The 11,188-nt window shown below is 68.6% G+C and carries 11 protein-coding genes and 1 pseudogene; 5 read left to right on the top strand and 7 right to left on the bottom strand.

What is annotated here, in order from left to right:
* The 4 genes and pseudogenes from VGV06_14055 to VGV06_14040 all read right to left on the bottom strand — a co-directional run.
* A partial coding sequence (locus tag VGV06_14055; protein HEV2056274.1) for an aminobenzoate oxygenase occupies nt 1-254 on the bottom strand: 254 nt, incomplete at its 3' end.
* Nucleotides 255-332: 78 nt separating this feature from the next.
* Entirely contained in the window at nt 333-458 is a 126-nt protein-coding gene (locus VGV06_14050) for a hypothetical protein (GenBank protein HEV2056273.1), read from the bottom strand.
* A 607-nt stretch (nt 459-1,065) separates the two neighbouring features.
* A pseudogene (locus VGV06_14045) lies at nt 1,066-1,542 on the bottom strand (sigma 54-interacting transcriptional regulator).
* 68 nt (nt 1,543-1,610) lie between these two features.
* Nucleotides 1,611-2,441: a class I SAM-dependent methyltransferase gene (locus VGV06_14040; protein ID HEV2056272.1), complete on the bottom strand. Its 831-nt coding sequence runs from the start codon at nt 2,439-2,441 to the stop codon at nt 1,611-1,613.
* Nucleotides 2,442-2,483: 42 nt separating this feature from the next.
* Here VGV06_14040 and rhaD point away from each other — a divergent pair, with 42 nt between their 5' ends.
* The 5 genes from rhaD to VGV06_14015 are packed head-to-tail and all read left to right on the top strand — an operon-like array spanning nt 2,484 to nt 8,891.
* On the top strand, nt 2,484-4,544 hold the full coding sequence (rhaD, locus tag VGV06_14035) for a bifunctional rhamnulose-1-phosphate aldolase/short-chain dehydrogenase (GenBank protein HEV2056271.1): 2,061 nt from the start codon (nt 2,484-2,486) through the stop codon (nt 4,542-4,544).
* A gap of 3 nt (nt 4,545-4,547) precedes the next feature.
* Nucleotides 4,548-5,474, top strand: a complete 927-nt coding sequence (locus VGV06_14030; GenBank protein HEV2056270.1) for an LLM class flavin-dependent oxidoreductase — start codon at nt 4,548-4,550, stop codon at nt 5,472-5,474.
* A gap of 33 nt (nt 5,475-5,507) precedes the next feature.
* On the top strand, nt 5,508-6,182 hold the full coding sequence (locus tag VGV06_14025) for an FAD-dependent oxidoreductase (GenBank protein ID HEV2056269.1): 675 nt from the start codon (nt 5,508-5,510) through the stop codon (nt 6,180-6,182).
* A gap of 28 nt (nt 6,183-6,210) precedes the next feature.
* Nucleotides 6,211-7,863, top strand: a complete 1,653-nt coding sequence (locus VGV06_14020; protein ID HEV2056268.1) for a thiamine pyrophosphate-binding protein — start codon at nt 6,211-6,213, stop codon at nt 7,861-7,863.
* Nucleotides 7,860-8,891, top strand: coding sequence for a glycosyltransferase family 4 protein (locus tag VGV06_14015; GenBank protein HEV2056267.1), 1,032 nt, complete (start codon nt 7,860-7,862; stop codon nt 8,889-8,891). Before VGV06_14020 ends, VGV06_14015 begins: the two co-directional genes overlap by 4 nt.
* Nucleotides 8,892-8,908: 17 nt before the next feature.
* Here VGV06_14015 and VGV06_14010 read toward each other — a convergent pair whose 3' ends face one another.
* From VGV06_14010 to VGV06_14000, 3 genes are all read right to left on the bottom strand, one after another.
* Nucleotides 8,909-9,739 (bottom strand): YihY/virulence factor BrkB family protein, encoded by an 831-nt coding sequence (locus VGV06_14010; GenBank protein ID HEV2056266.1) that lies wholly within the window; start codon nt 9,737-9,739, stop codon nt 8,909-8,911.
* Nucleotides 9,740-9,785: 46 nt separating this feature from the next.
* The gene (locus tag VGV06_14005) at nt 9,786-10,565 is read right to left on the bottom strand and encodes a 5-oxoprolinase subunit PxpA (GenBank protein ID HEV2056265.1); all 780 of its coding nucleotides are present in this window, start codon (nt 10,563-10,565) and stop codon (nt 9,786-9,788) included.
* Nucleotides 10,562-11,188, bottom strand: a 627-nt coding sequence (locus VGV06_14000) for an LLM class flavin-dependent oxidoreductase (protein ID HEV2056264.1), incomplete at its 5' end; no start/stop codon positions are given. The genes VGV06_14005 and VGV06_14000, both read right to left, overlap by 4 nt.

The following is an 11,188-nucleotide window of genomic DNA, read 5'->3' as shown; positions in this document are numbered from 1 at the left end:
AGCCGGTCCCACATGGGTGAGCCGAAGATCGGGATCATGCGGTCATCGAGCTCTTGCGGATTCTCCGGATCGAGATCGAGCGACCAGTCGATGCGCTCCGCGGCGTCCCACTGCTGCTTCTTGCCCTTGTCGTAGAGGTTGAGCAGCTTCTCGCGCCCGTCCTCGTACTCCCAGGTCAGGATGGTCTCGCTCTGCCCCTCGAACTTCCACTGCGTCTGCTCGACCGGGATCTGGTAGCGATAGGTGCTCGACATTGGCCCGGGACCCCCTTGCCCCTGACTGGTGACCGTAAACTGCCCGGCCCGAAGTGTCAACCGCAACGTCCAGGCGGCTCAGGTCGGCCACGCGATCCCGAGCTTCCACATGCTGAAGTACAGCGTGCTGGAGTTGAGATGAAGACGCGCTGCCGCGCCCCCTGCAGGCCTGCCGCCCTCGGGCCCGTGCTCGGCGGCCGTCATGCCACGTCTGCCCCGGATCAGCTTGGCCCGTGCTGTCGACTCATCGGAATACCTTCCGGGACGCAACCTCCGCGATAGCGCGAGTCGCGAATGACCTAAGGCGATTGAGACTCCGATCGGATCCGCCTGATGGATAGTCCAATCAAATAGTTGCCATCCTCGGAAATTACCCCACCTACGATGATCCGAGCGCGAGGTCCGAGGCCCGAGTATTCGCTCTGATCGACGCGCCTCAGGTCAACCCTGATGCTAAAGCCCTCGTCCGTCGCCAAGATCAACGTTGAGCCAGCGATCCACTGCGCGCGCCCTTCGTAGTAGACGAGCCCCTGCGCCCCCGCGGCGAGCGGCGTGGCGAGTAGGCCGCCGGCAATCATCGCGATGAAAGTTCGCCGCTCCATCAGTGACTCAGCTCGTCCGCCCACCCGAGGAGCGACTGCGGGATGGTGAGCCCATGCTGGTTTGGCTCCACTGGGATCTGGTCACGGGCGGCGCTCGACATCGATTCAGGACCTCCTTGCCCCTGACTGGCGACCGTAGACTGCCCGGCTCGCGGTGTCAACACCAACGTGCCGGTGGCGCGAGAGGCGCCGCGACGCGTCCCGGCCTGTCAGGACGGCCGCGCGATCCGAGCCTTCGCATGCGGAAGTAGAGCCTGCTGGGATCGGGATCGAGGCGCTCCGCCGCGCCGCCGCCGTCCTGGCGGTGGGCTAGATGCCCCCTGGAGGACTTCGCCGATGGCGAGCGTCGGCCCCCGCGAGAGGATGAGCGCCCGCTCGATCACGTTCTCCAGCTCGCGCACATTGCCCGGCCAGTCATAGGCGCAGAGAGCATCCATCGTCTCGCGGGGAATGCGCTGCACCCGCTTCCCGAGCGCCGCGCCCTGCTTCTCGAGTAGACAGGCGACGAGGAGCGGGACGTCCGCCCGGCGCTCGCGGAGCGGGGGGATGTGGATGGGGGACACGCGCAGGCGATAGTACAGATCGGTCCGGAAGCGGCCGCGCTCCACCTCGTGCTCCAGGTCCCGGTTGGTCGCGGCGATCACGCGGACGTCGACGCGCTCGGTCTCGGAGGATCCGACCCGCTCGAACTCGTCCTGCGCGCCTACGCACGCTTCTGAGCGGCTCGAAAAGACCGACTAAGCGAGCCGCCACCTCAGGCGGGCTTTCGGCCTATCGCCAGGAGGTGGGGCGGGAGGCCTAGGAGCGTGGGCTCGCTCTCGACGGCCCGCGCGGCCTGGAGGAGGCGCTCACGCTCGGCCGGATCGGCCCAGCGCTGCTCGAGATCGGGCAGGAGCCAGCCTGGGCCCTCCACGCCCAGCAGCTCGACCAGGTTGAAGCCGGCCTCTCGCACTTCGGCTTCGAGTTCCTCGGGCCGATGGAAAAATGCCGTCGTGAAGTATTCCTTGTCCGTGGGATTCCTGTGCTGGCCGTCTCGCAGATCCCGGGCCACGATGGCGGCGAAATCGGGATCGCGCAGGAGATTCTCCGCCACGCCGGACAGGAGCGAGGCGTAGCGCCCCACGGCCGCGGCGAAGAGAAGGCCGCGGGGCTCGAGCACCCGGCGCGCCTCCCGCAGCGCCTGCAGGCGATCGCGCTGCTCGGTCAGGTGGTAGAGCGGGCCCAGCAGCAGCACCGCCCGCGCGCTCGCATCCCGTCCATCCAGTCGGCGCGCATCACCCAGCCGGCAGCCAGCCAGCGGATGCTCCGGCTGGCGGGTCGACGCCGCCCGAGCCTGCTCGACATGGAGGGGCGAGGCGTCGATGAGCGTGACGCCGTAGCCGCGACTGGCGAGCCAGCAGGCATAGATGCCGGGGCCGCCGCCCACGTCGAGAACGGCGCCGGGCGGCGGCGGCAGGTGGCGCAGGATGATTTCCTGGGTGCGGGCGAGCTCGAGCGTGCCGTGGCCGCGGAAGAGGCGTCCGATCTCGATGCCCCGAGCGTAGTAGGCCTGCACCTCGCGCGAAAGCGGCTCGGATCCGGCCATGGGTCGGTTGTACCACGAGGGCGATTCGGGTATGGTGTCGCCATGCGCTCGCGCTGGGACGACGCCGCGGCGAAAAACCTCGACGGCCTCGACCTCCTTGTCTATGCCTCGCGGCTGATCGGCGCCGAGACCTCGCTCGTCGTCTGGGGCGGGGGCAACACGTCGATCAAGCGCGTAGAGCGCGACTATCGAGGGCGGGACGTCCGCGTCCTGCGCGTCAAGGGCTCGGGATCGGACCTCAAGAGCATCGAGAAGAAGCACTTCCCCGGCGTGCGCATGGACGACATCCTGGCGCTCCTCGAGCGCAAAGACATGGGCGACCAGGAGATGGTGGACTACCTGGCGCATGCCCTCCAGGAGCCGGCGAGCCCGCGGCCGTCCATCGAGACGCTGCTGCACGGCTTCCTGCCCGCCGAGGCGGTCATCCACACGCATGCCGACGCAATTGTTTCGCTGACGAACAATGATCGCTCCGTCGACGTCCTATCCGAAGTCTACGGCGGCGACGTCATCGCGCTGCCGTATCGGCGCCCGGGCTTTCTGATCTCGCGCGAGGTCGCCGAGACGTTCGAGCGCCATCCCAAGGCCAAGGCGCTCCTGCTCGAGAAGCACGGGACGATCTGCTGGGGCGCCACGGTCAAGGAAGCGTATCTCTCGACGATGGAGCTGATCGGCCGGGCCGAAGAGGCCATCGAGCATCGGGCCAAAGGCCGCGCGCGCTTCGGCGGCGGCGCCGTGGCCGCCGGATCGCCCGAGGAGCGGCGGCGCGTCGCGCTGGCCGTGGCTCCCGCGCTGCGGGGGCTCGTCGGCAGAGACCGCCGTGTTGTCATGGCCTTCGACGACGCGCCAGACGTCCTCGAGTTCGCGTGTTCGAAAGAGGCCGCGGCGCTTTCGACGATCGGGCCCGCGACTCCAGACCACACCATCTACACCAAGCGGCTGCCATGCTTCGCTCCCGTAGGCGATCCGCGGGATCCCGCGGCGGTGACCGCTGCCATCAAGGCGTCCGTGGAACGCTTCGTCGCCGACTACACGTCGTACTTCAACGCCCACAATACGGGCGGCGCGGCGCTGACCGACGCCTTCCCGCGGGTGATCACGGTGGCGGGCCTGGGAATGTTCACCACGGGCAAGGATCACCGCACCGCCGGTATCGTCAACGACATCTACCACCACACGATCTCCGTCCTGGGCGCGGCGACCTCGTTCGGCAAATATGTCTCGCTGTCCTCCAAAGACGCGTTCGATGTCGAGTACTGGCCGCTCGAGCTCTACAAGCTCAGTCAGGCGCCTCCGGAGAAGGAACTGGCGCGCCGCATCGCGCTCGTCACCGGCGGGGCCTCGGGCATCGGCCGCGCCGCCGCGCTCCGCCTGGCCGTCGAAGGGGCGCACGTCGTCGTAACCGACCTCGACGCCGCCGGGGCGCGCAAGGTGGCCGACGAAGTCGTCGCGGGCTCGGGCGCGGGACGGGCGATCGGCGTCGGGATGGACGTATCGAGTGAAGCGTCCGTGACTTCGGGCTTCGAGGAAGCCGTGCTGGCCTACGGCGGTATCGACATCGTGGTCTCGAACGCGGGCATCGCGCATTCCTCCCCCGTGGACCAGATGAGCCTCGCGGATTGGGAGCGCTCCTTCGCCGTCAACTCGACAGGCCACTTCCTCGTGGCACGCGAGGGGATGCGCGTCCTCAAGGCGCAGGGGCTGGGCGGTGCCTTCGTCTTTGTCGCAACCAAGAACGTCATGTCGCCGGGCAAGGACTTCGCCGCGTACTCGGCCGCCAAGGCCGCCGAGGCGCAGCTGGCCAAGGTGCTGGCGCTCGAGGGCGGAGCGCACGGCATCCGCTCCAACATCGTCAACCCGGACGCCGTCTTCCGAGACTCCAAGCTCTGGTCGGAAGACGTCCGGCGCGAGCGCGCCCGCGCGCAGGGGATCACGGTCGAGCAGCTCGAGGACTTCTACCGCAAGCGCAACATCCTGGCCGTGCCCATCCTGCCCGAGGATGTGGCGGAGGCCGTGCTCTTCCTTGCTTCCGACCGCTCGGCGAAGACCACGGGCTGTACCATCACGGTGGACGGCGGGGTCAAGGACGCCTTCCCGAGGTAACCCATGCCGCCCATCCGCTTCGGCGCTTTTCTCTCCCTGCACCCGCCCCAGGAGCAATTCGCCATCGCGCGCCGCGTGGACGCGCTCGGCTTCGACTCGCTCTGGACGGGCGACCACGTCTCCTTTCGCTCGCCGCTCTACGAGTCGCTGACGCTCCTGGCCTCGTACGCCGGCATCACCCGCCGGGTCAAGCTCGGCGCGGGCGTCTACCTCCTCGCATTGCGCCAGCCGACGGTGGCCGCCAAGATCACCTCGACGCTCGACGCGCTCTCAGGAGGCCGGCTCATCTTCGGCGTGGGCGTCGGCGGAGAGAACCCAAAGGAGTTCGAGGCCTGCGGCATTCCCCACAAGGAACGCGGCGCGCGCGTTACTGAAGGCATCGACGTCATGCGCACGCTCTGGCGCGACTCGCCGGCCAGCTTCAAGGGGCGCTTCACCGAGTTCGAGGGCGTGAGCATAGACCCCAAGCCCGTGCAGAAACCCGCGCCGCCCATCTGGATCGGCGGCCGCTCGGACGCGGCGCTCGCCCGCGCGGGACGGCAGGGCGACGGCTGGATCTCCTACGTCGTCCAGGCGGAGCGCTACAAGCAGAGCGTCGCCAAGATCGAGGCGGCCGCGGCGATGGCGGGCCGCTCGCTCGAGAGCTTCACGAAGGCGCACCTGACCTTCATCACCGTCGGCAAGGACTACGAGAGCGCCGAGCGGGCGTGGGTCGAGCGGCTCTCGACGCGCTACGCTCAGGACTTCGCGCCGCTGGCGAAGAAGTACGGCATCATCGGCACGCCGGACCAGTGCGCGGAGCAGCTCCAGCGCTTCATCGAGGCCGGCTGTTCCTACTTCGTCCTCAACGCGATCTGCGACGCCGCCGACGAGGCCGAGCAGATCGAGACGTACGCCGCCGAGATCTTCCCGAAGTTCCGGGGCCGGTAGTTGGCGCAGAAGCCCAGGGAGTGCCGGGCGGAGGTGGCCGGCATCCGCTGGCCGCGCCCCGAGGTCATCGAGGTGGATCTCCGCATGGTCGAGCCGGACGTGCTCGACTTCGACGCGGGGCAGTGGATTTCAGTGCCCTTCGGCCCCAAGATCGTCCGCGCCTGGACCATGCTCTCGTCACCCACGCGCAAGCGGACGATCACGCTGGCCGTGGACGTCGCCCCCGGTGGCATGGGCTCCCAATGGCTGCGAGCGCTCAAGCCCGGCGACCCGGTGGAGTTCAAGGGGCCGACGGGCGGCTTCACCTTCAACCGCGCCGACCCGCGCCGCGCCGTCTTCGTCGCCGAGGAGATCGGCATCGTGCCAGTGCTGTCGATCCTTGCCGAGCTCTACGAGACGGGCTACGGTCGTCCGACCATCCTGATCTACTGGGCACGCGACCCCTCGTGGCTCCTCTACGACGCCGAGTTCCGCTCCCTCGCGCGGCGCTACCCGGGCTTCACCTACGTGGCGGCGGTGCGCGAGGCGCCCGCGGGCTGGCACGGCGAAGCGGGAGAGGCCGCCGCCGTCGTGGACCGGCTCGTCCACAGCGTGGACAAGCTCATGGTCTATGTCTGCGGCGGCGGCGACACGGTCAATGCCGTCCGCGACGCCCTCGTCAAGAAGGGCATGGATCGGAAGAGCGTCAAGTGGGAGAAGTTCTGGTAGAAGACCTGCCAATCCGGGAAGGAGTCACATGGCGGATCTGAACGGTGGACACCTCGTGGCGCGGACGCTCAAGCAGGCGGGCGTCGGCCATATCTTCACGCTCTGCGGCGGGCACATCCTGCCGATCTACGACGGCTGCATCACCGAGGGCGTCGAGGTCGTGGACGTGCGCCACGAGCAGGCGGCGGCGCACGCGGGCGATGCCTACGCGCGGTTGACGCGCAATATCGGCGTGGCCGTGGTGACGGCGGGGCCGGGCGTGACGGATGCCGTCACGGGCGTGGCTAATGCGTACTCGGCGCGGAGCCCTCTGCTGCTGATCGGCGGCGCGGCGCCGCTCGGGTTGCGCGGCCTCGGCTCCCTTCAGGAAGTCGAGCAGGTGGATCTCCTCAAGCCCATTACCAAGGGCTCGTGGACAGTGTCCGAGACGCGGCAGATCCCTGAAGTCCTGACGACGGCCATTCGCACGGCGCTGACCGGCAGGCCGGGCCCGGTCTTCGTTGAGATTCCCGTGGATCTCCTGATGACCATGGTCGAGGATCGCCTCGCTCCCATCCCAACGGGGTACGTTCACCGGCGGCCGCTCGCGGCCGATCCGGAGTCCGTCCAGAAGCTCGTCGATCTTTTGTCGAAGGCCGAGCGGCCCATCGTCATGGTGGGGAGCGGTGTCTACTGGGACGACGCGGCGGCCGATCTCGCGGCATTCGCAGAGGCCGCCGGCGTGCCCGTCTTCATGAACGGCGCCGGGCGCGGGTCCCTGCCCGCGGGCCATCCGCTCGCTTTCTCTCAGGCCCGGGGCTTCGCGTTGGGGCAGGCGGACTTCGTCCTCGTCCTCGGCACGCCGCTCGACTTCCGTCTGGGCTATGGCAGGCCGCCGTCCTTCGCCGAACACGTCAAGGTGGTCATGGTGGATTGCGATCCCGTCGAGCTGGGGCGCAACCGGCCTCTGGAGCTGGGGCTCGCGTCTCATATCGGTCTCACGCTGCGAGAGGCGAAGGAAGCGCTCCCGAAGAACGTGGGCGCGCGCTTCGAGGCGTGGCGGCAGGCCGTCGAGAAGAAGGAGACGGAGAGCCAGGAGCGGCTCATGGTGGAGCGGCTCTCCGACAGCGTACCCATCAGCCACTACCGCCTCGGTCATGAGCTGGCGGCCGTCGTGGATGCGCAGACCACGGTCGTCGGCGACGGCGGCGACGTGGTCGGCTGCGCGTCGAAGATCGTCTCGCTCCAGCGGCCGGGGCAGTGGCTCGACCCGGGGCCGTTCGGGTGCCTCGGCGTCGGGCCGTCCTTCGCCATCGCGGCCAAGCTCCTCCGCCCGGCAGAGCGCGTGCTGCTGATCGCGGGCGACGGCGCCTTCGGGCTGAACGGCATGGAGATGGAGACGGCCGTGCGCTTCAAGCTGCCGATGACGGTGGTGATCGGCAACGACGGCGGCTGGGGGCAGATCCGCAACCCGCAGCTCTCCTTCTTCGGCGCCGAGCGCCAGGTGGCGACCTCGCTGCCCTTCACGCGCTTCGACCAGATGGTGGAGGCCCTCGGCGGCAAGGGCGTGCAGGTGACGGAGCCCAAGCAGCTGCGCCCCGCGCTCGATCGCGCCATGGGCTCGGGCGAAGTCTACTGCATCAACGTGGTGCTGGACCCCGGCGCCTACCGCCGCGGCGGCCAGGTCTCGATGGCCATTTGAAGATCACCTTTCTCGCGCCGCATATCCGCATCGCCGGCGGCGTGCGCGCCATCCTGACCTACGCGGATCGCCTCGCCGGGCGCGGGCACGACGTCACTGTGGTAGTGCCCGCCAAGCGGCCCTGGCTCGCCTGGTGGCGCAATGTCCGCGGACAGGGGCCGGACTGGATCCCGGGCTTCCGCGCCCGCATGCGCTGGGTGGCGGGGTGGGATCCAGCGCGTCTAAAGGCCGATGCGCTCATCGCCACGGCGTGGCAGTCGGCGGATGCCGTCGCGCGGGCGTCCGGGAGCGCCGGCGCCAAGTTCTATTTCGTCCAGCACTACGAGAGCCTCTACCACGGCGACCCCGCGCGGGTGGACGCGACGTACGCGCTGCCGCTCGAGAAGATCGTCATCTCCACGTGGCTCAAGGACATCATGCGGGAGCGCTTCGGCAGTGCGGCCGAGGTCCTGGTCACTCCCGTGGACCGTGAACTCTTCCATCCGGTGGAGGGCGCGCGGTCGGACGACGCCCTCCGCGTGCTCATGCTCCACCACGACTATGCGTGGAAGGGCGTGCGCGAAGGGCTCGAGGCGATCGCGGCGGTCAAGGTGCGGCATCCCGAAGTCCTGCTGGTGGGCTTCGGCGTCAAGCGCCCGCGCGAGACGCTGCCGTACGACGAGTTCCACGAGAACCTGCCCCAGGAGCGCCTGGCGTGGCTCTACAGCCGGTGTCCCATTTACCTCTGCCCGTCCTGGGACGAGGGGCTCGGCATGCCGCCCATGGAGGCCATGGCCTGTGGCGCCGCGCTCATCACCTTCGACAACGGCGGCTGCCGCGATTATGCGAAGGACGGTGAGACTGCGCTGGTGGCGCCGCGGCGCGACGTCGCCGCGCTGGCGCAGGGGCTCGAGCGCGTCGTCACGGATCGCGCGCTGAGAGATCGTCTCGCCGAACGCGGCCGTGACTTCGTGACGTCGCGCTTCGACTGGCACCGCGCGACCGAGGCGCTCGAGGGGATTCTCGCGGGGGCGCGCGGCCGGCGCTGAGGGCACGACTCGCCGCTCTAGCCGCTCTGCGCGGCCGAAGCGTGCCTGGATCGGACGTACGTCAGCTCGGCGCCGAAGAAGAGGATCATCGACGCGTAGTACACCCACACCGTCATCACCACCAGGGAACCGGCGGCGCCGTAGGCCGAGCCGATGCCGGCGCGGCCGAGGTAGAGGCCGAGGGCGAACTTGCCGAGTGTGAAGAGGACGGAGGTCAGGACGGCGCCGAACCAGACGTCGCGCCAGGTCACCGGCGCATCGGGCAGGACCTTGAAGATCATGGCGAAGAGGCCGGTGATGACCGCGAACGAGCCCAGCGCGTTGACGGCGTGCAGGAAGACCGGTGAGCCGCCGACCGTCACGCGCGCCGAGTCGCTGACGGCGGTGAGCGCGGTGTTGACGAGTAGCGAGACCAGCAGAAGGAACCCGATGCCCAGGACCATGGCGAGCGACAGCAGGCGCTCCTTGATGAAGCTCTGGATCGCGCCAAGGCGCAGGGTCGTGTCAACCTTCCAGATGCGATTGAGAGAGTCTTGCAGCTGGACGAACACCGTGGTCGCGCCTACGAGAAGGAAAATCATGCCGATAGCGAGCGAGATCGCGCCTTTTCCCCGGTCGTTGGCGTGCCGCATGACGGTCTGGACTACCTCCGCGCCCTCGTGCCCGACGAGCCCGCGGATCTCGCTGACGACCCTGCCCTCCACGGCGGCGCGCTCGAAGACCAGACCGGCGAGAGAGACCGTCATCAACACCAGCGGCGCGAGCGAGAGCAGCGTGTAGTACGACAGGGCGGCGGCGAGCTCCATCGGCCGGTTGGACCAGTACTCCCGCAGGATCTCCTTCAGCATCGGTACGCGATACCGGTCGCCGCTTGCCGGTCCTGCCCGGGTGCCGTTACCCCTTGAACCAGTCGCGCAGCGGCTTGACGGTCGCGCCCGCCTTGACGAGCCCCTCGCGCACCGCCGCGACGATCTTGTCCGCGCCCGGGCTGTCGCCGTGGATGCAGATGGTGTCCACCTTGGCGCTGATGGTCTTGCCCGTGATCGTCTTGACCTTCTGCTCCATCACCATCCGCACCGCCTGCTCGGCAGCCTTTGCTGGATCGGAGACCAGCGCGTCTTTACCAAGCTTGCGCGAGACCAGCTGGCCGTCGTCGGCGTAGACGCGGTCCGCGAAGCCCTCGGCGGCGACGCGCACCTTGGTCTTGCGCGCCTCGGCGTCGTACTTGGTCATCGCCATGACCATGAGGATCAGGTTCGGGTCGAGCTCCAGCACCTGCTCGGCCGAGGCGCGGGCCAGCTCCAGGTTCTCCTCGAACATGTGGTACTGGATGCCGTGGGCCTTGACGTGTTGGAGCCTCGCACCCGCCGCATGGACGAAGGCGCCGAGGGCGCCGACCTGGTAGCGATGGATGTCCTTGATCTCCTGCGGCGACATTTCCATGCGCCGCCGGCCGAAGCCCATCAGGTCGGGCAGGCCCGGGTGGGCGCCGATGGCCACGCCGTGCTTGAGCGCCAGCTCGACCGTCTTGCGCATCACGTGGGGCTCGCCCCCGTGGAAGCCGCAGGCGATGTTGGCGGACGTGATGTGGGGCATGACGCCCTCGTCGTTGCCGAGGGTCCAGCGGCCGTAGCTCTCGCCCATGTCGCAGTTGATGTCGATGTACGTGGTCATAGCTTTGGCAAGACCTCCTTGGCGATTCGCTCCACCTGCTCGGGTTCGTATCGGTACGGGATGAGGATAATCCGATTCACGCCGGTTTGCACGTGGGCGCGTAGCTGCGCGACGCACTCCTCCGGCGAGCCGTGGATGGCGTGCTCGATGGTGGACTCGCTCCAGGCCGCCGTGTCCCACTCTGTCGAGAGCCAGTGGCGCATATCCTTCTCGGTCTCGGCGCGGTTCCTGCCGACATAGATCGCGAGCTGGTTGGTCGCCGTGAGCTTCGATGGATCGCGCCCGGCTTCCCTCGCGAAGGCCTGGACCTTCTGCCAGGACTTGGTGAAGCTCTCGGGGGTGTAGAAATAGGTCAGCCACCCGTCACCCACCGTGCCCGCGCGCTTGAGCACGGCGTCCACGTAGCCGCCGATGAGGACGGGCGGCCGCGGGCGCTGGGCGGTGCGGGGCACCAGGACCGCCTCGCGTAGGTTGAACTCGTCGACCTTGAGCGTGACGCGCTCGTCGGTCCAGAGACGCAGGAGGATGTCCAGGTTGCGCTCGAAGATCCTGCCGCGCTCCTTGAAGGGCACGCCGACGGCGTCGAACTCGCGCGCGTACCAGCCCGCGGCCACGCCCAGGAT

Source organism: Candidatus Methylomirabilota bacterium (genome assembly GCA_035936835.1).
In the GTDB taxonomy this organism is placed as follows: Bacteria; Methylomirabilota; Methylomirabilia; order Rokubacteriales; family CSP1-6; genus AR37.
The sequence above is the reverse complement of the archived record's forward strand: the minus strand, read 5'-3'. Positions and strand labels throughout refer to the sequence as shown.